Source organism: Novosphingobium colocasiae, assembly GCF_014652555.1.
Lineage (GTDB): Bacteria > Pseudomonadota > Alphaproteobacteria > Sphingomonadales > Sphingomonadaceae > Novosphingobium > Novosphingobium colocasiae.
Map to the genome: position 1 here is coordinate 186,064 of NZ_BMZA01000003.1, position 21,933 is coordinate 207,996.

General features: G+C 67.6%; 25 protein-coding genes. 14 read left to right on the top strand and 11 right to left on the bottom strand.

All coding sequences use genetic code 11. From position 1 onward, the window contains the following. Nucleotides 1-4: 4 nt before the first annotated feature. Nucleotides 5-1,138, bottom strand: a complete 1,134-nt coding sequence (locus tag IE122_RS07080; RefSeq protein ID WP_189620409.1) for a serine hydrolase domain-containing protein — start codon at nucleotides 1,136-1,138, stop codon at nucleotides 5-7. Between the two features lie 107 nt (nucleotides 1,139-1,245). Here IE122_RS07080 and IE122_RS07085 point away from each other — a divergent pair, with 107 nt between their 5' ends. Beyond that, the gene (locus IE122_RS07085; protein ID WP_229813868.1) at nucleotides 1,246-1,554 is read left to right on the top strand and encodes a hypothetical protein; all 309 of its coding nucleotides are present in this window, start codon (nucleotides 1,246-1,248) and stop codon (nucleotides 1,552-1,554) included. Nucleotides 1,555-1,567: 13 nt separating this feature from the next. Here the strand turns inward: IE122_RS07085 and mnmA are convergent, their stop codons facing one another. Further along, complete coding sequence (mnmA, locus tag IE122_RS07090) at nucleotides 1,568-2,758, bottom strand: tRNA 2-thiouridine(34) synthase MnmA (RefSeq protein WP_189620411.1); 1,191 nt, start codon at nucleotides 2,756-2,758, stop codon at nucleotides 1,568-1,570. A 136-nt stretch (nucleotides 2,759-2,894) separates the two neighbouring features. Between mnmA and IE122_RS07095 the strand changes: the two genes are divergently transcribed. After that, nucleotides 2,895-3,239, top strand: coding sequence for a hypothetical protein (locus IE122_RS07095; protein ID WP_229813870.1), 345 nt, complete (start codon nucleotides 2,895-2,897; stop codon nucleotides 3,237-3,239). Continuing rightward, nucleotides 3,239-3,538 (top strand): CtrA inhibitor SciP, encoded by a 300-nt coding sequence (gene sciP / locus IE122_RS07100; RefSeq protein WP_189620413.1) that lies wholly within the window; start codon nucleotides 3,239-3,241, stop codon nucleotides 3,536-3,538. The genes IE122_RS07095 and sciP overlap by 1 nt, the downstream gene beginning before the upstream one ends. A 192-nt stretch (nucleotides 3,539-3,730) precedes the next feature. On the opposite strand, the gene IE122_RS07105 is transcribed toward sciP, so the two are convergent. The 5 genes from IE122_RS07105 to IE122_RS07125 form a co-directional block, all read right to left on the bottom strand. Beyond that, entirely contained in the window at nucleotides 3,731-4,615 is an 885-nt protein-coding gene (locus tag IE122_RS07105) for a flagellin (protein ID WP_189620414.1), read from the bottom strand. Nucleotides 4,616-5,031: 416 nt separating this feature from the next. Beyond that, nucleotides 5,032-5,811 (bottom strand): flagellar basal body L-ring protein FlgH, encoded by a 780-nt coding sequence (gene flgH / locus IE122_RS07110; RefSeq protein WP_189620415.1) that lies wholly within the window; start codon nucleotides 5,809-5,811, stop codon nucleotides 5,032-5,034. An 8-nt stretch (nucleotides 5,812-5,819) separates the two neighbouring features. Further along, a complete protein-coding gene (gene flgA, locus IE122_RS07115) occupies nucleotides 5,820-6,254 on the bottom strand; it encodes a flagellar basal body P-ring formation chaperone FlgA (protein WP_189620416.1) in 435 nt (144 codons plus the stop codon). Further along, complete coding sequence (flgG, locus tag IE122_RS07120; RefSeq protein WP_189620417.1) at nucleotides 6,254-7,039, bottom strand: flagellar basal-body rod protein FlgG; 786 nt, start codon at nucleotides 7,037-7,039, stop codon at nucleotides 6,254-6,256. Before flgG ends, flgA begins: the two co-directional genes overlap by 1 nt. Before the next feature lie 21 nt (nucleotides 7,040-7,060). Beyond that, complete coding sequence (locus tag IE122_RS07125; RefSeq protein WP_189620418.1) at nucleotides 7,061-7,804, bottom strand: flagellar hook-basal body protein; 744 nt, start codon at nucleotides 7,802-7,804, stop codon at nucleotides 7,061-7,063. Between the two features lie 126 nt (nucleotides 7,805-7,930). On the opposite strand from IE122_RS07125, the gene IE122_RS07130 reads away from it, so the two are divergent. The 4 genes from IE122_RS07130 to IE122_RS07145 are packed head-to-tail and all read left to right on the top strand — an operon-like array spanning nucleotide 7,931 to nucleotide 10,498. Beyond that, nucleotides 7,931-8,482 (top strand): flagellar basal body-associated FliL family protein, encoded by a 552-nt coding sequence (locus tag IE122_RS07130; protein ID WP_189620419.1) that lies wholly within the window; start codon nucleotides 7,931-7,933, stop codon nucleotides 8,480-8,482. Further along, a complete protein-coding gene (gene fliM / locus IE122_RS07135) occupies nucleotides 8,479-9,447 on the top strand; it encodes a flagellar motor switch protein FliM (protein WP_189620420.1) in 969 nt (322 codons plus the stop codon). The genes IE122_RS07130 and fliM overlap by 4 nt, the downstream gene beginning before the upstream one ends. Next, nucleotides 9,444-9,950 carry a DUF6468 domain-containing protein gene (locus IE122_RS07140; protein WP_189620421.1) on the top strand — a complete coding sequence of 169 codons (507 nt, stop codon included), beginning with the start codon at nucleotides 9,444-9,446 and terminating at the stop codon, nucleotides 9,948-9,950. The genes fliM and IE122_RS07140 overlap by 4 nt, the downstream gene beginning before the upstream one ends. Further along, on the top strand, nucleotides 9,947-10,498 hold the full coding sequence (locus tag IE122_RS07145; protein ID WP_189620422.1) for a MotE family protein: 552 nt from the start codon (nucleotides 9,947-9,949) through the stop codon (nucleotides 10,496-10,498). The genes IE122_RS07140 and IE122_RS07145 overlap by 4 nt, the downstream gene beginning before the upstream one ends. On the opposite strand, the gene IE122_RS07150 is transcribed toward IE122_RS07145, so the two are convergent. Further along, nucleotides 10,485-10,892, bottom strand: a complete 408-nt coding sequence (locus IE122_RS07150; protein ID WP_189620423.1) for a hypothetical protein — start codon at nucleotides 10,890-10,892, stop codon at nucleotides 10,485-10,487. The two genes, IE122_RS07145 and IE122_RS07150, sit on opposite strands and share 14 nt — an antisense overlap. Before the next feature lie 99 nt (nucleotides 10,893-10,991). On the opposite strand from IE122_RS07150, the gene IE122_RS07155 reads away from it, so the two are divergent. Together IE122_RS07155 and IE122_RS07160 are read left to right on the top strand one after the other, a co-directional pair. Beyond that, nucleotides 10,992-11,216 carry a hypothetical protein gene (locus tag IE122_RS07155; protein ID WP_189620424.1) on the top strand — a complete coding sequence of 75 codons (225 nt, stop codon included), beginning with the start codon at nucleotides 10,992-10,994 and terminating at the stop codon, nucleotides 11,214-11,216. After that, complete coding sequence (locus IE122_RS07160; RefSeq protein WP_189620425.1) at nucleotides 11,216-13,009, top strand: hypothetical protein; 1,794 nt, start codon at nucleotides 11,216-11,218, stop codon at nucleotides 13,007-13,009. The genes IE122_RS07155 and IE122_RS07160 overlap by 1 nt, the downstream gene beginning before the upstream one ends. A 141-nt stretch (nucleotides 13,010-13,150) precedes the next feature. Here the strand turns inward: IE122_RS07160 and IE122_RS07165 are convergent, their stop codons facing one another. Genes IE122_RS07165 through flgE form a run of 3 tightly spaced genes read right to left on the bottom strand, consistent with a single transcriptional unit; the run spans nucleotide 13,151 to nucleotide 17,496 of the window. After that, on the bottom strand, nucleotides 13,151-14,059 hold the full coding sequence (locus IE122_RS07165) for a flagellin (RefSeq protein WP_189620426.1): 909 nt from the start codon (nucleotides 14,057-14,059) through the stop codon (nucleotides 13,151-13,153). Between the two features lie 5 nt (nucleotides 14,060-14,064). Next, nucleotides 14,065-16,161 (bottom strand): flagellar hook-associated protein FlgK, encoded by a 2,097-nt coding sequence (flgK, locus tag IE122_RS07170; RefSeq protein WP_189620427.1) that lies wholly within the window; start codon nucleotides 16,159-16,161, stop codon nucleotides 14,065-14,067. 21 nt (nucleotides 16,162-16,182) lie between these two features. Next, nucleotides 16,183-17,496, bottom strand: coding sequence for a flagellar hook protein FlgE (gene flgE, locus IE122_RS07175; protein WP_189620428.1), 1,314 nt, complete (start codon nucleotides 17,494-17,496; stop codon nucleotides 16,183-16,185). 230 nt (nucleotides 17,497-17,726) lie between these two features. Between flgE and IE122_RS07180 the strand changes: the two genes are divergently transcribed. The 5 genes from IE122_RS07180 to IE122_RS07200 all read left to right on the top strand — a co-directional run bounded on the left by IE122_RS07180 (nucleotide 17,727) and on the right by IE122_RS07200 (nucleotide 21,909). Next, entirely contained in the window at nucleotides 17,727-18,119 is a 393-nt protein-coding gene (locus tag IE122_RS07180) for a flagellar biosynthesis repressor FlbT (RefSeq protein WP_189620429.1), read from the top strand. Beyond that, entirely contained in the window at nucleotides 18,112-19,449 is a 1,338-nt protein-coding gene (gene fliI, locus IE122_RS07185) for a flagellar protein export ATPase FliI (protein ID WP_189620430.1), read from the top strand. Before IE122_RS07180 ends, fliI begins: the two co-directional genes overlap by 8 nt. Beyond that, nucleotides 19,433-19,876, top strand: a complete 444-nt coding sequence (locus IE122_RS07190) for a hypothetical protein (protein ID WP_189620431.1) — start codon at nucleotides 19,433-19,435, stop codon at nucleotides 19,874-19,876. Before fliI ends, IE122_RS07190 begins: the two co-directional genes overlap by 17 nt. Next, nucleotides 19,873-20,814, top strand: a complete 942-nt coding sequence (locus IE122_RS07195) for a peptidoglycan-binding protein (protein WP_189620432.1) — start codon at nucleotides 19,873-19,875, stop codon at nucleotides 20,812-20,814. The genes IE122_RS07190 and IE122_RS07195 overlap by 4 nt, the downstream gene beginning before the upstream one ends. A 240-nt stretch (nucleotides 20,815-21,054) precedes the next feature. Then, the gene (locus IE122_RS07200) at nucleotides 21,055-21,909 is read left to right on the top strand and encodes a sigma-70 family RNA polymerase sigma factor (protein WP_189620433.1); all 855 of its coding nucleotides are present in this window, start codon (nucleotides 21,055-21,057) and stop codon (nucleotides 21,907-21,909) included. Nucleotides 21,910-21,933 lie beyond the last annotated feature (24 nt).

The window sequence follows — 21,933 nt, forward strand, 5'->3', positions numbered from 1 at the left end:
CCGCCTAGCGGTAGCCGGGGAACAGGGCTAGCAGGTCACCCAGCCTATCGTGCAGCGCGGCCGCCTTGTCCGGCGCGGTGGCACCCAGGCGGACCACGGTGAGAAGCTGGTCCGGCGATCCGAGCACCGCCTGTCCTTGTTCTCCCAGGCAGCCGAACAGGCTTTCGGGCGCGACGCCGGGCCATAGCGGGCTGGGCAATCCCTTTTCGGCCGGACGATTGAGCCAGACTCCGGCACCATAGGCGGGATTGCGGGGCGAGGGTGCCAGCATGAACTGTATCCAGCGGCGCGGCAGGATCTGCGCCCCCTTGACCGATCCGGTATGGCGCAGCAGTTCGCCCACCCGCGCCCAGTCGCGCGCGGTCGCTTCCATCATCGACGAGCCGATCATGGTGCCGGCGCGATCGAAGCCGATCACAGTGCTTGTCATGCCGACCGGTTCGAGGATGCGGGTGCGCATGTATTCCGATACGAGCGCGGCGCGGACGCGCGGGTCGCGGCTGTCAGTCAGCGCGCGGGCGGCGAGATCGGCCAGGATGACGCCGGTAGCCGAGGAGATGGCGAAGGCCTGACCGGCGGGTGCTGCCAGCGGCTGCGCCTCGGCATAGGCGGCCATATCGTCGCGGCCGTCGAGGAACAGCATGCGGAAGCGGTCGGACGTGCGCGCCGGCACCGCATCCTCGCGGTGGCGCAGGCCCGAGCGCATCTGCAGGAGCTGGCGGAGGATGATCGCGCCGCGCGGATCGCCGGGGCGCTGCCATGCCGGGATCGAGGCAGTCTCGTTCAGCCGCAGCCTGCCGTCGCTGACGAGCTGGCCGATCGTGAGCGCGGTGAGGCACTGGCTCATGCTCCAGCCCTGCAGCCGCGAGCCGGCGTCGAACCCCGGGCCATAGCGTTCTGCGATGACCGAGCCGCGCTTCATGATGAGGAGCGCGCGCGTTTCGCCGACCGCATCGGCATCGAACAGCGCATCGATCGCACGGCCCAGCGCATCGTGCGGCGCGCCGCCGTCGCTGGCGATCGCGGCTTCGGCCTCTCGGCTGGGCGGGGGCGGCGCGTCGGGCTGGGATCCGCCGCAGCCGGTCAGGGCTGGCAGCATCGCCAAGGCGGCGATAAGGGAGAGGCGGCGCACCGGCATGACGCGGGGTGTGATGTGCGAGGCAGGCGCGGATGGCAACAGCCAAGACAGCGGGAATCGGAGGCGGCCCGGCGCAGCGGCAACCTTCGCGGTGGAAAAGAAATAGCGTGCTGCTGCTGATGCTTGGACTGGCGGCGCTGCTGGCGCTGGCATGGACGGCGCTGCGCCGCGATGCCCTGGCCAGCGCCGCTTACGGTGCGCGCGTGGGCTGCGTGTGCCACTTCGTTTCGGGGCAGGGCACAGGCCAGTGCAAGGCGGATATCGCGCTGGCCGGGCTGGGGCAGACGGCGGGGCTGGTGATGCTGTCGGCCGATGATGCCGCCCGCACGATGACCGCGCGGGTGCCGCTGCTGGCGACGCAGAGCGCCACGTTCGATCCCGCCACCGGCTGCCGGCTCAGCCCCTGGAGCAACTGACCGCCGCGCCGGGTCAGGCGGCCGGGGCGGTTCCGTCGATCCAGCCGCCGCCGATCACCCGATCGCCGCAATAGAGTACGGCGGCCTGTCCGGGGGCGACGCCGTATTCGGGCTGTTCGAAGCGGATGGTGGTATCCGCGCCGTCCCCCAGCGGACCATCCAGCACGATCGGCACCGGCTTCGCGAGCGAGCGGACCTTGGCGGTGAGGCGCGCGCCAGCTTCGGGCAGCGGGCCGATGCGGTTGGTTTCGACCAGCCGGGCGCTGCCGACGGCGAGCAGGCGGCGCGGGCCGACGCGCACTTCGCGGGCCCCGGCGTCGATCCCGACGACATAGAGCGGTTCGGGCTGGCCGCCGATCTCCAGCCCCCGGCGCTGGCCGACGGTGTAGTGGATCACGCCGCGATGGCTGCCGAGGTGCGCGCCGGTTTCGGCGTGGACGATTGCGCCGGGCGCATCGCCGCCGGGGCGGACCTTGCGCACCACGGCGGCATAATCGCCATCGGGCACGAAGCAGATGTCCTGGCTGTCGGGCTTGCCGGCCACGCGCAGGCCTGCTGCCTGGGCCAGCACGCGGGTTTCGCTCTTGGGCAGGCCGCCCAGCGGGAAGCGCAGGAAATCGAGCTGCGCCCCGGTCGTGCCGTACAGAAAATAGCTCTGGTCGCGCGCCGGATCGGTGGCGCGGTGCAGTTGTGCGCCCGCCGGCGTCTCGACCCGGCGGACATAGTGCCCGGTGGCGAGGCAATCCGCGCCCAGATCGCGCGCCATCGCCAGCAAGTCGGTGAACTTGGGCCCCATGTTGCAGCGGATGCACGGGATCGGCGTGCGCCCGGCGAGGTAATCGTCGGCAAAGCGTTCGACCACTTCTTCGCGAAAGGCGCTTTCATGGTCGAAGACATAGTGGGCGATACCCAGCCGATCGGCCACCGCGCGGGCGTCGCGAATGTCGTCGCCGGCGCAGCAGGCACCCTTCCGCCCGGTCGCCGCGCCATAATCGTAAAGCTGCAGGGTGACGCCGATCGTTTCCGCCCCGCTGGCCGCCGCCAGCGCTGCGACCACCGAACTGTCCACCCCGCCCGACATCGCAACGACGATCCGGCGCGCCGCCAGCGGCCCTGCCAACTGGAACAGCGCGCCATGATCCAGCGCGGCCAGTGCAGCGGGGTCTGCCGGGTGGGCCGGGGTGGCGGGGACGGAACAGGACATCGCGCCCCCTTACCGCGTCACGCGCTGCATTCCTACTGCTGTCAGTGGCGGGCCTTGCGGTGCGGTCAACTTGGTCAACAAGTCGTAAAGCGCGTCTTTACCTCCCCTTGACCATGCCGGGGCTATACCCTCGATCATGACGAAGCCCACCCCCCAAGACATCGCGCCCGAGGGCCCGATGGACCGTGAAATCGGCGAGGTTTTGCCGCCGTCCGGCGCTGCGCCGGATTGGGAATCGCTGCGCAGCCGGCTTTTCGCGACTCGCCATATCCAGGGCCAAGCCGATGCCGGCGATGCCCCGGACGGCGCTTTGCGGCTGCCCGGCAGCGGCAGCTTTGCGAGCGACGCCGCTAGCGCGATGACTACTTACGGTAACTTCTCAATGTTCGTTAACCCTAGTGCTTCAAGCAATCTCAAATCAGCGGATGCCAAAAGAGCTCCAGTCGCCGGGCGACACACCACCGGCGGTCGAGGACGCTAATGATCGAGAACCAGAAAATACGCCCAGCCCAGGTTATCGGGCCGCTCGGTGAACCGCTGACGCTGGACTCGCTGCCGCCGCCCAGCACCAGCCGCTGGGTCGTGCGCCGCAAGGCTGAAGTCGTCGCAGCCGTCAACGGCGGCCTGCTGACGATCGACGAGGTTTGTGAACGCTATCAGCTCACGCTGGAAGAATTCGCCTCGTGGCAGCGCGCGGTCGATCGCTCGGGCATGCAGGGCCTGCGGGTGACCCGCATCCAGCACTACCGCGACCTTTACGAGCGCCAGCAGAAATACTGAGGACGCGCGATAGCCGGGTAGACGGCCCGGCCACAGGATAGAGGGGGCGGCGGACTATAGGTTCGCCGCCCTTTTGGCTGTGCGCCGCAGAGCCTGACCGCGCCGGGCATCGACAAAAAGAAAGGCCGGGGCGGCGAACCGTCCCGGCCTTTCCGAAATGTCCCCCCGGCAAGCCGGAGGAGCCTGCTGCTATTAACGGAAGAGCGACAGGAGCGTCTGCGGGGCCTGATTGGCGATCGACAGAGCCTGGACGCCCAACTGCTGCTGGACCTGCAGGGCCTGAAGGTTCGCCGATTCCTTCGCGAGGTCGGCATCGACAAGGCTGCCGATACCCGTGGAGATCACGTCGTTCAGGTTGCTGTTGAAGCTGAGCTGGCCTTCGATCTGGCGCGAACCAGCGCCCAGGTCGGACAGGCTGGTCTTGACCGTATCGAAGAACGAATCGAGCTTCGTCAGGAGCGCATCGGCTGCGCCGGAACCGGTTCCGGCGGTGCCATCATCGTCGAGGCCGACGTTGGTGATGTCGGTATCGGTGCCCGAGGCGCCGAATGCCGTATCAGCCGCTTCGCTCAGCGCCTGGTTGGCGACCGTCAGCGTATCGCCGTTGATCGACTGCAGAGCGCTCACCTTACCGTCGGTGGCAACCGTGGCTGCCGTACCCTTGAGCAGGTTCGTGCCGTTAAAGCTCGAACCTTCGAGGACCGTGTTGATCTGCTTCTTCAGAGTCAGCAGGTCGTTCGAGATCGCCTTGCGGCTTTCGTTGTCGAGGCCGGCGTCCGATGCTTCGAGAGCCTTCGACTTCATCTGGTTGACGAGGTCGGAGATCTGTTCGGCACCGGCGACCGCGACATCCGTGACGCTCTTGGCGTTGTTGAGCGAGGTGGTGACCGCGCCCAGCTTGCCGAGATCGCCGCGCAGGGTCTGGGCAACGGTGTACTTCGCGGAGTCATCCTTAGTGGACGCCACGTTCAGACCCGTGGTGATACGGCTCTGCGTGGTTTCCATCGAGCGGTTGGTGGAGTTGAGGCTCTGGAGAGCCGCCATTGCGCCGCTGTTGGTGTTGACCGAAAACGCCATTTCAATTTTCCTTCTAGGTTACCGGCCGATTCTGCGGCCAATGCGCTCCCGAGAGTTACGGGTGCACCCTTATTCTAGGATGAGTGGTTAAAGGATGGTTGCGGCCTGTGGAAAAACTATAATGTTTTGTGGAGTCAGGCTGTTGTGCTGAACTCGCCCTCGCATCGCCGGGGCGGGAGGAGGTGCCCGTTCCTCGCTTAGGCGCAAACCGTGGGATGGACCCTAAAACCAGTTCAGGATGACGATCGTCTTATGGAATGCGCGGTGCGTGGGCTGGCTCGTTCGGCCTAAAATGCCACGTCATGCTGAACTCGTTTCAGCATCCATCGGGCCCCCACGCTGAAGCCCGCAAAGAGAGCCCACATTACCGGAAGCACTCATCCGCAACAAGCGGGGCAGTGGACCTCAAACTAAACTCAGAACGGGAACAGCGCGTCGTAGATCTGCTGGCCCCAGCGGGCCTGCTGCGCATCCGTCAACTGGCCGCGGCCACCGTAGCTGATCCGGGCCTCAGCGATCTGGCTGTGGCGGATCGAGTTGTCGCGGGCGATGTCTTCGGGCCGGATCACCCCCGATACCACCAGTTCGCGCAGCTCGAAGTTGACCCGCACTTCCTGCTTGCCCCGGATCGCCAGGTTGCCGTTGGGCAGCACCGTGGTGACGGTGGCCGCCATGGTCATGTTGATCTGTTCCGAACGGGTGGTGTTCCCCGCGCCGACCGCGCTCGACTTGGATTGGGTGCTCACCAGGTTGCCGGGATCGTTCTTGCCGGGCAGGATTTTCGGGATGACGTTTTCAAGGCCCAGTAACGCGGCGATGCCGCCGCCTTCACTGCCGTTGCGGGTGCGGGTGGTGGCGTTATCGACCCGCGCGTTATCGGCGATGTTGATGCGGATGGTGACGATATCGCCCACCCGCGAGGCGCGCTGATCGCGAAAGAATGCGCCGCCGCCGGTGCGAAACAGCGATGCCCCGTGGTCCTGTTCGGCCACGGCGGCCGGGCCTTCGGAGGGCGTGGCTTCGTTCGTGGCGTGGTTGCCCAGCGACGGTTCGAGGCGCGGCGCGATCGGTGCGCCGGGGTCGCTCATCTTGGGGGCCTTGCCGACATTCTGGAGACGGCCGACCGCACCGCAGCCCGCCAGCAGCAGACTGGCCGAAAGCAGGGCACCGGTGGCGGCGGAAAGGGGCTTGGTCATCACGGTTCCTAGGGAGCGAGAATGCGGACTTCGCCGGCGGCGGCGACGACGCCTTCGAGTGTGCGGTTGGTGGCCAGGCTGATGACGCGCACCGGTTCGCCCCGGCCCGCATCGGCCAGCGCGCGGCCCGGCGAAGTGATGCGCAGCGCGCCCGAGACGATGGCGATGGTGACATTGTCGCCCCGTCGCACCAGCCGGGCCGAAGCGACATCGCCCGAACGCACCGGCGCGCCGGCGACGATCCGCCGCACCGCTTCCTGCCCTGCCGCCTCGCCGGGGGTCAGCGCCCCGCGCGAGACCGCGACCGGCACGCGCACGGTCTCGAAATCGCTGCCCGACAGGATCTCGCCGCGCTCCACCGTGCGCACCAGCACCGGCGTCGGCTCGCCGGCGGGCATGGCGGCGGGAACGCCGGCCGCCAGAAAGAGCAGCGCGCCGAGCATCAGACCGTCTGCGTCGAGGTTTGCAGCATCTCGTCAGCCGTCTTGAGGACGCGGCTGTTCATCTCGTAAGCGCGCTGCGCGGTGATCAGCGCGGTGATTTCGGACACCGGGTTGACGTTCGACGCTTCGATGAAGCCCTGGCTCAGCGTGCCGAAACCGGGCTGACCCGGGGTGGAGACGATCGGCTGGCCCGATGCGCCCGATTCCATGAACAGGCTGTCCCCCATGGCTTCAAGGCCGGCCTCGTTGATGAAGGTCGCCAGTTCGAGCTGGCCGACGGTCTGCATCGTCGCCTGCCCGTCAAGCTTCACCTGCACTTCGCCGGTCTTGGAAACCGAAACGCTGACCGCGCCTTGCGGGATGGTGATGTCGGGCTGCACCCGGTAACCGTCGGTGGTGACTAGCTCGCCCTGATCGGAAAGCTGGAACGAACCGGCGCGGGTATAGGCGGTTTCGCCGGTCGGCAGCGCGACCTGGAAATAGCCTTGCCCGTCGATCGCCATGTCATAAGGGTTGCCGGTATTGGTCAGCGATCCCTGCTCGGTGATGCGATAGACCCCGCCGGTCTTGACGCCCGCGCCGATCTGGATGCCCGAAGGCACCTTGGTCCCATCCGAACTGGTCGAGGCGCCGGGCCGCGAGACCTGCTGGTAGAGCAGGTCCTGGAACTCCGCGCGCTGCCGCTTGAAGCCGCTGGTGTTCATGTTGGCGATGTTGTTCGAGATGACATCGACGTTGGTCTGCTGGGCCAGCATGCCGGTCGAGGCGATGGAGAGCGAGCGCATGGGAGGCGGGTTCCTTCGGGGTTAGCCCAGCTTGCTGAGACGATCGATGGCGCGGCGGCGCATGTCGGCGAGATCGGATGAAAGGCGCTGGCTGGTCTGGTAGGAGCGCAGGACTTCGACCATGTGCGTCGTTTCCGATACCGGCTCGACGTTGGAAGCTTCGACACCGCCCGAACGCAGCTTGGTCTGGGCGGCGCTCAGCGTCCGGCCGCCGCTGCCGGTCAGCACCCCGTCGCCACGCGCGTCGAGCAGGTTCTCGTCGTCGAAATTGGTAACCGCCAGGCGGCCCACCGGATCGGTGCCCGCCATCACCGTGCCGTCGCCGGTGATGCGGACCTGGGCAAGCTGGTCCGCCGGGATCGCGATCGGCCGGCCGTTCTCGTCCAGCAGGCGCTGCCCGCCGGACGTTGCCAGCTCGCCGCTGTCGAGCACCTTTATGAACCCCGCGCGGGTATAGCCGGTCGATCCGTCCGCCATCTCGATATTGAGATAGCCCGGCCCTTCGATCATCACGTCAAGCGGGTTGCCGGTGGCCTGGAACGACCCTTGCGCGATATCGTGGACCGCGCCGTAGTCGAGCACGTAGGCGGTCTGGCGGGCATCGGGAACCTGCGCTTCGGTGGCGTTTTCGACATAGGCGTGGAACACGGCCTGCTCGCGCTTGTACCCTGCGGTGGAGACGTTCGCCATGTTGTTCGCCGCCACGTCGAGCTGGCGGCGGAGGGCCTGTTCGTGGCTCAGCAGGACGAAGGAGGAAACGTCCACGGCGCAACCTTTGCAAATAATTCCGCATAACCCGACGCAGGCACACCCCGGCCGGACGACAATCCTATATATAGAAGTGAAATCGCGGGCGCGGATGCGGCCCCGCAATTTTCGAAGAGGTAGACAGTGAGCGACGAAAAGACCGATGCCGCACCGGGCAGCGCCCCGGAAGGATCGGGAGGCGAGGCAGCAAAGCCCGCCGGCAAGGGCCGGCTGATCGCCATTGTCGCCGGCGCGGTGATCGTCAGCCTGCTCGCGGGCGGTGGCGGCGTCTACTGGTTCACCCAGCGCGGGACCGGCCATGCGGCCGCCGAGCCGGCTGAAGCCCCGGCGGAAGAGGCCGATGGCGGCGGCGAAAACGCGGATGCGGATCCGTCCGCCGCCTATATCGAAGTGCCGCCGATGATGGTGAACCTGCGTGGCGGCGGGGCACAGGCGAAGTTCGTCAAGCTGCGCTTCATCGTCGTCGCTGCCGATGGCAAGACCGATGCGGTCAAGGCGCGGCTGCCGCTGATCCTCGACGCCCTCCAGCCGTTCCTGCGCGAACTGCGTCCGGACGATCTCAACGGTTCGGCAGCGGTGTTCCGGATCAAGGAGGAAATGCTCCGCCGCAGCACCGAAGCGCTGGGCAAGGGCATGGTCCGCGACGTGCTCATCCAGGACCTGATCCAGCAATGAGCGGCGGGGGCGGCACCGGGACGGGCGGGGTGGACGATCCGATCCGGCTGGCGGCGGTCGATGGCCAGTCGGTGCCCCGACATGGGCTGAAGGCCGTGCTCGAATCCAACGTCATCAACCACGAACGCCTGCCGATGCTGGAAGTGGTGTGCGAGCGCATGGTGCGCAATTTCGCCACTTCGATGCGCAACCTCACCTCGGACGCGATCGAGATCAATCTCGATGCGATCACTTCGGTGCGGTTCGGCGATTTCATGGAGAATGTCCGCCTGCCGGCGATGTTCGGGGTGTTCCAGGTCAAACCCTGGGAAAGCTACGGCGTGGTCGTGGTCGATTCCGCGCTGACGTACAACATCGTCGATGCGCTGCTGGGCGGGCGCGGCGGGCGGGTGCTGCCGCCGGAAGGGCGCACCTTCACCAACATCGAATCCAATCTGGTCTCGCGCGTGGTGCAGATGGCGCTGGACGATCTCGCCCGCGCCTTCGAGGAAATCGCCCCGGTGGCGATGGGGCTGGAACGGATGGAGCTGAGCCCGCGCTTCGCCGCCATCGCCGAGCCGACCAACGCCGCTGCCGTCGCCACTTATACCGTGCTGATGGAAGGCCGGGGTGGAACCCTGTCGGTCATGCTGCCTTATTCCACCCTTGAGCCGGTGCGCGACAAGCTGCTGCAGCGGTTCATGGGTGAAAAGGCCGGTCGCGACCGGATGTGGGCGCAGCACATGGCGAGCGAACTCTACAACACGCAAGTGACGGTGGATGTCGTGCTGGGTGAGAAGATGATGCCGCTGCGCGAAGTGCGCGGCCTTGAAGTTGGCCAGACCATCGCCTTCAGCCACCGGCCTGACGATGCGCTCCAGATCCACTGCGGCGGCTTGCTGCTGGGGCGGGCGCATATCGGCCAGCGCTCGGGAAACATCGCCATCCGCCTCGTCACCGATATTTCCAAGGGGTATCCGAAATGAGTGTTACCACCGCGATCAACCTCGCCCTCGTGCTGATGTGCCTCTTGGTGATGATCCAGGCGATGCGGATGGACCGCCGCATCCGCGCCCTGCGCGACGGCCAGCTTGAACGGGCGGTGGAAGCGCTGGATAACTCGACCCAGCAAGCGCGGCTGGTGTTGGCCGAACTCAAGCGGGTGCTGTCCACCGACGCGGTGGCCTATGGCGAGATCATCGAGATTTCCCGTGAACTGCGCGACGAGCTTTCGCTGATGATCGGGGTGGGCAATTCGGTGGCCGATCGCATCCTCGATGCGTCCGACAAGGCGCGCGATCCGGACCCGGCGCGGGGGCGGCCGGTCTCACGTCCGGCAGCATCCTGGGTGGACGAGATGGAGGCAGAGCCGGCGCAGGACCCCGCGCCGGTCATCGCATCGGAAGCCGCTGCCGCGGCCGAGGAGGGGCGCGATCTGCGCAGCATCGTCTTCTCGCTGTCGTCCCGGCGCGGTAACCGCGTGGCATGATCGGATCGCTGACCCGGCCCACCCGGCTGCTGCTTGGGGTTGCCGTCCTGGCGGCGGTGGCCAACGCCGTTGCGGTGGCAGCGACCACCGACATCGCCGACACCAGCCGTCTGGGCGTTTCACTGCGCGAAGCGGCGGCGCGGCGTGATACCATGACGGCGGCTGAGAAGCGCAAGCTCGACATGCGCGAGCAGGCGGTAAAGGCGAGCGAGGCGCGGCTGGCCGGGCAGGTTCGCCAGCAGCAGGAACAGCAGGCGGCGGCCGCCAAGATGGCGCAAGGATCGGCCGGACCGGCGGTGCCTTATGACAATCTGGCGCGGATCTACCAGACGATGAAGCCCAATCGAGCCGGGCCGATCTTCGAAAAGCTCGACCTCGAAGTTCAGCGCGAAGTGGCGACGCGGATGCGCGAACGGGCGACGGCGCAGATCATGGCGAACATGTCGCCCAACGGGGCCGTGGCGCTGTCGATGGCGCTCGCCGGGCGGCGGGTGGTTGCTGCGCCGGCCGCGAAGGGCACGGCCAAGGCAGCGCCTAGCGCTCGGTAGCGGATACCTGCACGATCAGGACTTTGGCGATCGTCGGATCGGCTTGCTTGACCGGTGTCGCGATCATCTGTGCCAGCCGCTCCACATCCACCGGTGCATACGGCGAGGCGCGCAGGCTGGCAAATTCGATCGTGGCGGGCAGGGCGGCGGCGCGCAGTTGCGGCATGCGCTTGCCGATCGCCGACGCTTCTTCGCCGGATTTGGCCTGAACCGTGACGGTTACGTGCAGCACGCCTTCGACATGTCCCGAATCGACGATCGGGGCGTCGATCTGGTCCATCGCCAGAAATGATGCATCAGGCGGCGGCAGTTCCACTGCCTTGCGCGCATCGGTGTTGGCCGGCAGGACCGGAGTGGCCCAAGTCAGCGGCAACAGACCGACGATGCTCACCATTGTGGGGCTGCGAAGGGATTTCAATTCGATCTCCGGTGCCCGGTCCGTCCCGGTCACCTGCCCTCTATAATGGGGGGACCCTTAAGGAGTCCTTGAACCATGAGCAGCGATCAGCGTCCGGGCAAAATGCGGGTCGTTTCCGCGGGCCAGACGCCGGGCCGCCGTCGTGGCGATCAGGTGGGGGCCGATGGCCTGGTGTCCGGCGGACGGGCGCGGGGCGACGGCCTCAGCGGCATGGCGCTGGTCATGCTGTTCCTGATCGGCTGCGTCGCCGGGGGAGCCTTGCTGATCCTGTCCGGCCTCGTGTCCGCAGCGGATTTCTGATGCGGTCGCGGTTGCTGGGGGGCACGGCGCTGGCGCTGGGTGCGGTGCTGCTATGCGCCACGACAGATGCCCCGTTGCTGCCCTACGGCGTGCTCGGCCCTACCGTCGGCGCGCGTCTGCCCGGCTTCGCGGCGGACCTTGCGCAGCGCCCGGCGATCGTCGGCGGCGCGGGCTGGGCACCGCTGGCTGATGCGCTGGCGTGGGATCGCCTCATCACCGCCGATACGTCGCAGCGCCAGGCGGCGCGCTGGGACTATGCGCGCAGCCTGATCGGGGCAGAGCGCGGGCCCGAAGCCATCGGCGTGCTGGAGGCAATGCGTCAGGACGATCCGGACCTTGGCATGGTCGATGCCTGGCGGCTGGCGCATGGGGCGGCGCTGACCCTGCTGGGCCGGTCGGACGCGGCGCTGGCCGAACTCGACATGCCGGGCCTTGCCACCAACCCCGAAGCCTGCCTGTGGCGGATGCGGGCACTGGCGGGGGCAGGGACGGAGATGGCCGAACCGGCGCTGCAACAGATGGCGTGCGCGGTGCCCGCGCTGGACAAATCGCGCCCTGCGCCCTTCGCGCTGGCAATCGCGGGTGCCAGTCTCGCGGCGGGCCAGCCCGAGGCGACGCTGCGCTGGCTGTCCGGCCTGCCCGATCGCGATCCCGCCGCCAATGTCCTGCGCGGCCGGGCCGAAGTTGCGCTGGGCCGCCCCGATGCCGCCCGGTTGCGGTTCGGGCGGGTGGAGCAATCGGGCACACCGGTGCAGCGCATGGATGCGCGGCTGTCGATGCTGGAAAGCGATATCGCCCGCAAGGCGATCGCGCCGGGCAGCGCCTTGCGCGAACTGAACGAAGTGCGCTTTTCCTGGCGCGGCGATGCCATCGAGGAACGCGCGCTCAGGCTGGCTTACGGTATCGCCGTGGAGCAGAACAATCTGACCCAGACGCTGTCGGCGGGGGCGGCGCTGGTGCGCTATCACGATGCGGCGGTGAAGGACCCGTCCTTGCTCACCGGCCTGCGTACCCGGCTCAGCGCCGCGATCGATCCGGCGCGCAACCTGCCGCTCGACCAAGCGGCGGGGCTGTACTGGGATTACCGCGACATCGCGCCGACCGGGGCCGAGGGCGATCTGATGGCCAGCCGGCTGGCCGAGCGCCTGCAACAGGCGGGCCTTTACGAGCGCGCGGCGGACCTCCTGTCCTATCAGCTCACCCAGCGCGCCGGCGATCTGGCGCGCGGGCCGCTGTCGGCACGGGTGGCCGGGCTCTACATCCTCGCCGGAAAGGCCGATCGTGCCCTGCGCACGCTGCGCGAGACGAACGACCCCGGCCTGCCCGATGACATGATGGCCGAACGCAAGCGGGTGGAGGCGGCGGCGCTGGCCCAGCTTGGCCGGACGGACGAGGCGATGGCGGCGCTGGACGAATTGCCGGGGTCAGGCGCGCTGCAGGGCGAGATCCTGTGGCAGCGCCACGAATGGGCGCGCTATGCCGATATCGCGGCCCCGGCCCTGCCGACCGGCCGCGCGCTCGATCCCGTGGCCCAGGCGCAAGTCCTGCGCTACGCGATCTCGCAGGCGATGCTCGGCAATGGCGACGGGCTGACCCGGCTCCACGCCCGCTATGCCCCGGCCTTCAAGGGCCTCGCCTCCGCACCGGTGTTCGAGATGCTGACCGGCACCCCGGGTGCCGTCGATCCCGGCAAGCTGGCGCAGGCGATGGCGGCGATTCCATCGGCCAGCCCGGCGGGCGATTTCGCCGATCTGCTGATGGCCGGAAAGAAAGACCCCGCTACGCCGAAGTGAGGCATGTCGGATCGTTCGCCGCCTTGCTCCTCCACCCTTCAGGTGGGTATCCACGATAGACTGGACGCGCTGCCTTGCGGCACGCTCCCCCACCCCCAACTCCGCCCCACTGAGGCGGGGAGATGGTAGTGCTACCCGCGATCAATTCAGGAAGTTGGCCAGCGACATCGCGTTGAGCTGGGAGAATACCGAGTAGCTCGCTTGAAGGATGGTCTGGCGCTGGGCGATATCCACCGCGACCTGGCCGAGATCGGCGTTCTGTACCGAGCCGATCGTGTTGCTGAGGAGGGTGACGCGATCGGCGGCGCGCACGCTCAGCGTTTCCACCTGGGCCTGCTTGCGCCCGTTGGCCGCGTTGACCGCCCCGACCTGGGTGATGCCCGCATCGAGCAGATCGAGCGCGTTCGTGACGGCCTGCTTCTGCTCGTCCGTCAGCGTATCGCCGTAGGGGCCGGCGGCGGCCAGTGCCTGGAACGCCGGGATCAGCTTGCTGCCGATATCGCTGGCACCGATGCCATACTGCACATCCAGCCCGTCGCCGGCACGGGTCGAAAGGCGCACGGCGTCGTTCGTGAAGGCGTCCGCGGGTGCGATCCCGGCCAGGTCGTCCAGCGTCCTGGGCAGGAACGGGGTGCTTGACGTCTGCGATCCCGCGAACAGCGGGACGCCGGCCTCCTTGGCGTTGAGGCCGCTGCGCAAATCCGCGAAGGCATCGGTGATGATGTCCTGCAGGCCGGGCGAATTGCCGGTGCCGATCGCGCTGAACAGCTCGTCGCGCAGGCTGCCCATAGAACTGTCGATCGCCTCGATATTGGCCTGGTACAGCGACAGCGTGGTCGAAACCCGACTGACGTTGGTCTTGTAGGTTTCCTGCTGCGCCAGCATCGATTTGGCCGACAGCGTGCGCACCGCGTCAAGGCCGAGCCCGGCGTAGTCGTTGACCTTCTTCTCGGTGGCGAGCTGGAGCTGGCTGGTCGCCAGGCTCTGTTGCGAGCGCTGGATCGCGCCGGACAGGGTCTGTTGCAGCGGGATAGTGGCTACGCGGGTCATTCAGATCACACCATGTCCAGGAGGGCGTCGTACATCTTCGATGCGGTGGTGATGACGCGCGCGGCGGCGGAGTAGCTGTTTTGCAGCACCACCATGTGCGCCAGTTCCTCGTCGATGTTGACGCCGGAATAGGAATCGCGCCGCGTCGTCGCGTCGGTCAGCCGGGCCGAGGTGTTGTCGGCCGTGGTCTGCGCCAGCGATGCCTGCGCGCCGACGTTGCCGAGCAGCCGGTTCGCGAACTGGACCACGGTGGCCTTGCCGTCCTTGCCGAAATCGGCGGTGGCCAGCAGGGCATCGACGAAGGCGTTGGCATTGCGGATGTCGCCCGATCCGATCGCCTTCCCGCCGACCGCCGCGTCCGCCTGCAGCAGCGCCAGCGGTACGCGGGCGGTGTTGTTGAGGAAATCGGCGGAGACTTGCGCGGTGGACAGGCCGCTGGCCGCGCCGGTCAGCCCGGACAGTGCCGAGAACGACAGGCTCGTGCCATAGCGGGTGGTATTGTCCGCCGGGACCGAGATCGTCGCGCCGGTGCTGCCCGCTTTCGGGGTGAAGGCGATGCGTCCCTTGTCATCCAGCGCGAAGGTGCCGTAAGCGGCCAGATCGCCGCTGTTGAGCTGGTTGACCACATCGCCCCAGGTGTCGCCGGTGGCGGCGGTCAGCGTCTGGCTGGCAAGAATGCTGCCGTTGGCGCCGCGCAGCATGACCTGGCTGGTCTGCCCGGCGGCGAACCCGGTGGCGTCGCCGGCGACGAAGCCGGACGGGACCAGCGCGCTGGTTTCCGATCGCACGAGGTTGTTGAGCCCGAAGAACTGCGAAAAGCCCACTCCGGCGCGATCGCTGGGGGTGGCGCTGTCTTGCGCGATGGCGATGCCGTTAGCACTGGATGCCGCGCCGATCGACAGTACACCATTGCTGAAGCCGGCACTGCCCGCTGCGCCCAGCCCGGCGTTGATCGCCGCCACGGCATCGTCCACCGTCGCGGCGGATCCCAGCGCGTCAAAATCGACCGTCGTCTTGGCTACCAGCGTCCCCTCGGCCGAGACGACCGCGAACGTCGCCTTGCCGGTGAAACCGAGCCGGTCCGCGCCGATCAGCCCGTTGGACTGCCCATGCAGCACTTGTGGCGCGGGCAGCGTGGTCCCGGCGTTGGACACCGCATTCAGCGTCTGCGCCAGCCCGGTGAAGACCTGACCGAGCTGTTCCGAAAAGCCCGGCAACACCCGGTCGCGCATATCGAGCAAGCCACCCAGCTTGCCACCGACGCTCGCCGATTCGATCCGCGTTCCGGTCGAAGCGCCGCTGACGCCGTCATCGCCGGCAAAGCGGATGTCGATCGAGGAATAGCTCGATTGCGCGCCGGCAATGCCGCTGTCGGCATAGCTCAGTTGTCGCAGCCGCCGGTCCAGCAGCACCTGCCCCGAACCGGTATCGATGGTGACGCGCCCGTCCGGCTGCTCGCGCACGCTGACCGCGATCAGCCCGCTCAGTTCCTGAAGCGCGTTCATCCTCTCATCCGCCGGGCCCGATGTGCCCATGCCCTGGCCCTGCAGCCGCGCCACTTCGGCGTTGAGGCCGTGGATCTTCTTGAGCAGCTCGTTGGCGCGCGTGACAGTGTCGGCCACCTCGCTGTCGACATCGCCCTGAAGGTTGGCGACATCGCCGCGCAGCCCGTTCAGGGTATCAATGCTGTCCTGGATGTTGCCGGTGAACAGCGCCACCGCCTCGGGCGAACCCTGCAGGCCGGTCACCTCGGAGATCGAACTGGAGATCGCCGAAAGGCGCGATGACAGCCCGCTCTCCGCGCTCGGCGCGCCCAGCAGCGCCTGCAGGCGATCGAGGTAGTTGGCGGTCGCATCGGCCGCCCCGGCGGTTCCGGCACGCTGGTAGACGGCGGCTTCCAGGAACTTGTCCGCGACGCGCGACGGTTCGCCGACCACCACGCCGTTGACCGCGCCGCCGGTGACCGATGCGCTCTGCGACACCGTCTGGCGGGCATAGCCGACGGTGCCGACATTGGCGATGTTGGTCGAAACGGTCTGCATGCCCGCCTGCGAGGCGGACAGCCCCGAAATGGCGGAATGGAGGATCGAATTGATCGACACTTACGGTTTTCCGGCCGCGTATCAGCGCTTCAGGTTGCTGACTTCCTGGAGCATGTCGTCCACCGTGGTGATAATCTTGGACGAAGCGCTGTAGGCGCGCTGGAACAGGATCATGTTCGAGAATTCGGCCGCCAGATCGACGTTGGAGGCTTCGAGCATGCTGGCCGAGATCTTGCCGGTCCCGGCCGATCCCGCCGCATTGATCGCGGCGGTGCCCGAATCCTGCGAAACGAGGTAGGCATTGCCGCTGATCCGCGTCAGCCCGTCCGGGTTCTGGAAGGTGGCGATCGGGATCTGGTAGATCGCGCGCGAGGTGCCATCGTCGAACACCGCGCTGACGATGCCGCTGTCGGAGATCTTCACCGAAGCCACCGTGCCCAGCATGCCGCCATCGACCGAGGAGGCGAGCAGCGCGGAATCGCTGCCAAACTGGGTCAGCCCGCCAAGCCCCCCGTTGCTGCCGAGGTTCAGGGTGATCGGCGATGATCCAGCACCGTTGGCGTAAGTGATGCTGAGCGCGCCGAACAGCGACTGGGCGCTGCCCAGGTTAAGGCTGCCATCGGCGTTGAAGCTGACCGTGGCGCTGCCGAGCAAGCCGTTGCTGCCCACCGGCAGGCCGTTGATGGTGGTCATTTCCGCCGGATCGCCGGTGATTTCCGCTGCCCACTGGTTAGCCCCGGTCTTGACGAAGCTGAAGGTCAGCGTGTGCGCCGATCCTTGCGCGTCGAAAATGCTGACCGAGCGCGAGAATTCCGGGCTGGTGGTGCCGTTCGCCATATCGCCGGCGGTATAGGTGCTGACCGGGGTGGCGGTGGAATCGAGGTTGGCGCGCAGTTCGATCAGCCGCGTCGGTGTCGCCGCGCCGGTCAGCGCATTGGGCCGGATCGCCTGCAACGAGGTCTGGCTGGCGGTGCCGACGGCGTTCCCGTTGGCGTCGAGCGGCCAGCCCATCAGATAGTAGCCCGCGGTGTTGCGCAGATAACCGGCGGAATCGGTGGTGAACGAACCGGACCGGGTATAGGCGATCGCGCCGGTACCGTCGGTGTTGGGGCGCACCACGAAGAAACCCGCGCCGTCGATGCTGATATCAGTCAGGCTGTTCGATGCCTGGAGCAGCCCCTGCTTCGAGATCAGCGCCTTGGGCGTGGCGGTGACGCCGCCGGCCGAATAGCTGCTGACCAGGCTGCCGCCGTTGACCAGTGATTCGAACTGCGCCGAGGTGCCCTTGTAGCCCACCGTGTTCACGTTGGTGATGTTGTCCGCGACCGTGGCCATCGCGCTCGACTGCGCATTGAGGCCCGAAACGCCGGCGTAGAGAGCAGAATAGAGGCTCATAGCATGTCTCCTGTGCCGGACGGGCGGCCGAGTGCGCGTCGCGAAGCGCACATTCGCGCACCGGACACAGGCGTTCTAGGATGAATTGAGCCCCTCCGGTCGCGCCGAAGGATAAAAATCCGGCGGAGTTTCAGCATATCTTCACGGGCACCCGGCAAAAATTGCCTGCCTGCACGCGGGAACGCGCAAATGTTCCTATAATTGATCTCACCAAGGGGGTTTCTTTCGCCATGACGCTTCGCATTTCGCTTCGCAACGACGAGCCACTGATCGTGAACGGCGCGGTCCTGCGCGCGGTCGGCCGCACCGATCTGGTGTTGGAAAACGACGCGACGATCCTGCGCGGGCGCGATGTCATGAAGCCGCAGGATGCCACCACCCCGGCCCGCCACCTCTATTTCACCTGCATGATGGCCTATATCGATCCCGCCAATCTGGAGCAGCACCAGGCGGCGCTGCTGGAAAAGCTCGAAGCGCTGCTGTCGGCGCTGCGCTCGCCCGAAGCCAAGGCAGTCTGCGTTACGTTCGCGGAAAAGGTGGCGGTGGGCGATTTCTACCACGCGCTGACCGAATGCCGCTGGCTGATCGATTACGAGACCGAGGCGTTGGCCCGCCTTGCCTAGCCTCGCCGCCGCTGCTGCCGGTCTGCGCACGCTCATGCCGGACCAGCGCTATGGGCGCGTGGTGTCCGTGCGCGGGGCGCTGATCGAAGTGGACGGACTGGCCGGCGCGGCGCGGATCGGATCGCGGATCACCTTGCGCTCGCATGCCGGGGCGATCGACGCCGAAGTGATCGGGCTCGACCACGGTATCGCTCATTGCATGCCGTTCCACGAACCCGAAGGCATCGCCTCGGGGTCGCGCGCCGAACTGACCGCCGGGCAGCTTGACCTACGGGTCTCGCCGGGCTGGCTCGGCCGGGTGGTCGACGGGCTTGGCCGTCCGGTGGACGGCAAGGGGCCGCTGCCGCAGGGGCCCGAGCGCCGACGGATCAAGGCCGCGCCGCCGCCGGCGTCTTCGCGCGCGCGGGTGGGGACGCGGATCGAGACCGGGGTACGCGCGCTCGATCTTTTCGCGCCCTTGTGCCGGGGCCAGCGGCTGGGTCTGTTCGCGGGGTCAGGGGTGGGCAAATCGACCCTGCTGTCGATGCTGGCGCGCTGGAGCGAATGCGATGTCGCGGTGATCGGCCTGATCGGCGAGCGCGGCCGTGAAGTGCAGGAATTCATCGAGGACGATCTGGGCGAGGAAGGGCTGGCGCGCAGCGTCGTCGTCGTCGCCACCTCGGATGAACCGGCGCTGCTGCGGCGGCAGGCGGCATGGACCACGCTGGCAGTGGCCGAACATTTCCGCGATGCCGGGCTCGATGTGCTGTGCCTGATGGATTCGGTAACCCGCTTCGCCATGGCCCAGCGCGAGATCGGCCTCGCCGCCGGCGAGCCGCCTGCCACCAAGGGCTATACCCCCACCGTCTTCGCCGAACTGCCCCGCTTGCTGGAACGTGCCGGACCCGGCCTGCCGGGACAGGGGGCGATCACCGGGCTGTTCACCGTGCTGGTCGATGGCGACGATCACAACGAGCCGATCGCCGATGCTGTGCGCGGTATCCTTGACGGCCACGTCGTCATCAGCCGCCAGATCGCTGAGCGCGGGCGCTATCCGGCGATCGACGTGCTACGCTCGGTTTCGCGCACGCTGCCGCACTGCCTCGATCCCGAGGACAACGCCACCCGGCTTGCCGCGCGCCGCGAACTGGCGACGTGGAAAGACATGGAAGAGATGGTCCGGCTGGGTGCCTATCGCCCCGGTGCCAGCCCGGAAGTCGATCGCGCGGTCGGCATCGCCCCCCGCATCGAGGAGCTGTTGCAGCAGGACCGGCACGACCGCAGCTTCGCCGCACGCGATTTCGCGGCTCTGAACGCCATTCTGGAGGGGACCGATGAAGACGCCCTATGACGCCGCGCTGCGGCTGCGCCAGCGCGAACTGGACGAAGTGGTGAACGCCATCAACGCCGAGGCCGGGGCACTGGGCGCGGTGGAGCAGGAGCGGGCGCGGGTGGCGGCGGCCTTGCGCGATGAAGCCGATCTGGCTGCCGCCGACCTCACTCTGGTCTCGCCCGGCTGGCAGCAGCGCATGCGTGGCGCGCGGCAGGCGCTGACGGCCCGGCAGCGCGAGCTGGAAGGCCGGATCGACCGGCTGCGCACCAGCGCCGCCGATGCCTATGGGGTGTTGCGCGGAATCGAGACGGCGGCGGACGGCTTCCGGGCCGAGGCGCGGCGCAACGAAGCGGCGGCCGAACAGTCCGCCAGCGATGATCGCAGCGCTACCGTTTTCGTGCGCAGCGCCCGTACCCAGCGCGAGCCCGGGGGCAGGGCGTCATGATCGAGGGTGCGCGCACCGCCGATACGGCCGCGACCGGCCTGAGCGCGGCCGAGAAGGCCCGGCTGATCTACGAGCAGGCGCGCAGCGACATGTCGTCGCGGCTGTGGAACGCGGCGCTCGGATCGGTGACTGGCGACGATGCGACGCCCGGCTCGACCACCGCGCTGATGCCGGTCGGGCCGCTGGGCCTCGACCGGCTGCTGGCGATCCTCTCGCCTGATCCCGAGACCCCGCTCGATGTCAGCGCGATGCCGCAGCTTGCCCCTGCCGCCGCCGGTGGCGGTGAGGCACTGACGGCGATGCGGGACGGGCCCAACGCGCGCTACACCGGAATGCTCGACGCCGCGTCCGCGCGCAGCGGCATCCCTGCCTCGGCGCTGGCGGCGATCGTCGATGCCGAAGCGGCCAAAGGGCCGAGCGGGGCCTGGCAGCCCTATTCGCGCAACCCCCGCTCCAGCGCCGCCGGCCTCGGCCAGTTCCTGTCGCGCACCTGGGAGGGCGAGGCGGAGCGTGCCGGAACCTGGCTTAACCAGACGGCGCAGGCGCGAGGCTGGCTGGATGCGCGGGGGCAAGTGAAGGAGTCCAGCCGCAGCGCTCTGCTGGCGATGCGCTACGATCCGCGCGCCTCGATCGAGGCGGTGGCCGATTACGCCAGTGCCAACGTCAAGGCGCTGCGCCGGGCAGGGGCGCTGACCGGCACCGATACGGTGGACGTGGCGCAGGCGGCCTATCTGGGCCATCACCTCGGCGTCGGCGATGCGCGACGGTTCCTTGCCGGCGGGCTTTCGCCTGATCGCGCTCGCAGGCTGCTGGGTGCGCAAGTGGGCACGGCGGCGGCCGAGCGGCGCATCGCCCGGGCCGGCAGCGCGGTGGCGGCCCACCGCACCTGGCTGCTCGAATATGTCGGCAAGCGCATCCGGCCTGATCGCTTCGCCTGATCCGGCAAGGGGGGCAGGCAAAGATTGCCCGTTCGGAGTCGCATCGGGAGTCAAAAATGTGCCGTTTTTGTCAACTCGGCGACTCGTACCAAACCAAATGGTAGGAAAAATCGACCTAAAGGCGGCAAAATTTGCCGCATCAGTGGATAACTCCGGTATAGGATTGTTGGTTCCCGAAATATAGGAATAGATTCGCCCTCAAGGACGCGACGCAAGGGGCTTCGCGAACCGGGGTTCGCCATGTCGAAGATCACTGCCGCTCTTGAGGCCGCGGTTTCCACGGTCCAGTCCAATATGCCGACCGATGCCGCGCAAACCCGGCGTCAGCGTGCCGAAATCGATCGTGCTTTTGCCCGCATTCTCAAGCTGATCGCGCCGCGCATCCGTCACTTCATCCGCCAGTACGGCCTTGCCGGTCACTGGGAGGATGCCGAGCAGTGCTGCGCCATCGCCGTCCACCGCGCGATCCTCGCCTATGAACCGGAAAAGGCGCAGTTCACCACATTCGTGAACTGGCAGATCCGCGGCGAACTCCAGAGCCTGCGCTTCCGCGTCATGACCGATCAACGCCCGTCCGCGCGCAAGGTGGAGGCGACCACCGTCTCGCTTGACGCGATCACCGGCGGCGCGGACGGCGAAGGCCTGTCGATCCTCGCGGCCATCGCTGACGAGGACGCGCTGGACCGCACCGAAGCGGGCGCGAGCGATTACCTCGCCCGTTCGGCGATGCGCGCGCTGACCGACACGTATGTCGAGCACTTGCGCAACGCCGGCCTCGATCGTATCAACCGCCGCGCCCAGCCGCGCAAGCTGACCCGCGCCGAACGCGCCGCTGGGGCAGTGGCTGTTCCCCAGCCGCCGGTCGATACCAGCGAGGTAAGCGAACTGGAGGAGCGCATCGAGCACAACCGCCAGGTGGTCCAGGGGCGGCTGTTCGACATCGCCCCGCTCGACCTGGGCGATGACGAATCCACCCGCGAACGCATGCGCCAGATCGCCAAGCGCGCGGCCAAGACCATCGGCGACCTCGCCATCCACGACCCCCGCTTCGCACTGATGGCCGAATACCGCGAGGCGATGGTTTCGACGCACTGAGGGGCGTTGATCCTCCCCGTCCCG

Excerpts from the sequence above, each read along its gene's own strand:
- IE122_RS07190 (WP_189620431.1), top strand. The coding sequence starts at position 19,433 with ATGAAGACGCCCTATGACGCCGCGCTGCGGCTGCGCCAGCGCGAACTG.
- IE122_RS07200 (WP_189620433.1), top strand. The coding sequence starts at position 21,055 with ATGTCGAAGATCACTGCCGCTCTTGAGGCCGCGGTTTCCACGGTCCAG.
- IE122_RS07080 (WP_189620409.1), bottom strand. The coding sequence starts at position 1,138 with ATGCCGGTGCGCCGCCTCTCCCTTATCGCCGCCTTGGCGATGCTGCCA.
- flgE (WP_189620428.1), bottom strand. The coding sequence starts at position 17,496 with ATGAGCCTCTATTCTGCTCTCTACGCCGGCGTTTCGGGCCTCAATGCG.
- IE122_RS07145 (WP_189620422.1), top strand. The coding sequence starts at position 9,947 with ATGATCGGATCGCTGACCCGGCCCACCCGGCTGCTGCTTGGGGTTGCC.
- IE122_RS07095 (WP_229813870.1), top strand. The coding sequence starts at position 2,895 with ATGACGAAGCCCACCCCCCAAGACATCGCGCCCGAGGGCCCGATGGAC.
- IE122_RS07140 (WP_189620421.1), top strand. The coding sequence starts at position 9,444 with ATGAGTGTTACCACCGCGATCAACCTCGCCCTCGTGCTGATGTGCCTC.
- IE122_RS07155 (WP_189620424.1), top strand. The coding sequence starts at position 10,992 with ATGAGCAGCGATCAGCGTCCGGGCAAAATGCGGGTCGTTTCCGCGGGC.
- flgH (WP_189620415.1), bottom strand. The coding sequence starts at position 5,811 with ATGACCAAGCCCCTTTCCGCCGCCACCGGTGCCCTGCTTTCGGCCAGT.
- IE122_RS07165 (WP_189620426.1), bottom strand. The coding sequence starts at position 14,059 with ATGACCCGCGTAGCCACTATCCCGCTGCAACAGACCCTGTCCGGCGCG.
- sciP (WP_189620413.1), top strand. The coding sequence starts at position 3,239 with ATGATCGAGAACCAGAAAATACGCCCAGCCCAGGTTATCGGGCCGCTC.
- IE122_RS07195 (WP_189620432.1), top strand. The coding sequence starts at position 19,873 with ATGATCGAGGGTGCGCGCACCGCCGATACGGCCGCGACCGGCCTGAGC.
- IE122_RS07105 (WP_189620414.1), bottom strand. The coding sequence starts at position 4,615 with ATGGCGTTTTCGGTCAACACCAACAGCGGCGCAATGGCGGCTCTCCAG.
- fliM (WP_189620420.1), top strand. The coding sequence starts at position 8,479 with ATGAGCGGCGGGGGCGGCACCGGGACGGGCGGGGTGGACGATCCGATC.
- IE122_RS07150 (WP_189620423.1), bottom strand. The coding sequence starts at position 10,892 with ATGGTGAGCATCGTCGGTCTGTTGCCGCTGACTTGGGCCACTCCGGTC.
- flgG (WP_189620417.1), bottom strand. The coding sequence starts at position 7,039 with ATGCGCTCGCTCTCCATCGCCTCGACCGGCATGCTGGCCCAGCAGACC.
- IE122_RS07160 (WP_189620425.1), top strand. The coding sequence starts at position 11,216 with ATGCGGTCGCGGTTGCTGGGGGGCACGGCGCTGGCGCTGGGTGCGGTG.
- mnmA (WP_189620411.1), bottom strand. The coding sequence starts at position 2,758 with ATGTCCTGTTCCGTCCCCGCCACCCCGGCCCACCCGGCAGACCCCGCT.
- IE122_RS07180 (WP_189620429.1), top strand. The coding sequence starts at position 17,727 with ATGACGCTTCGCATTTCGCTTCGCAACGACGAGCCACTGATCGTGAAC.
- flgA (WP_189620416.1), bottom strand. The coding sequence starts at position 6,254 with ATGCTCGGCGCGCTGCTCTTTCTGGCGGCCGGCGTTCCCGCCGCCATG.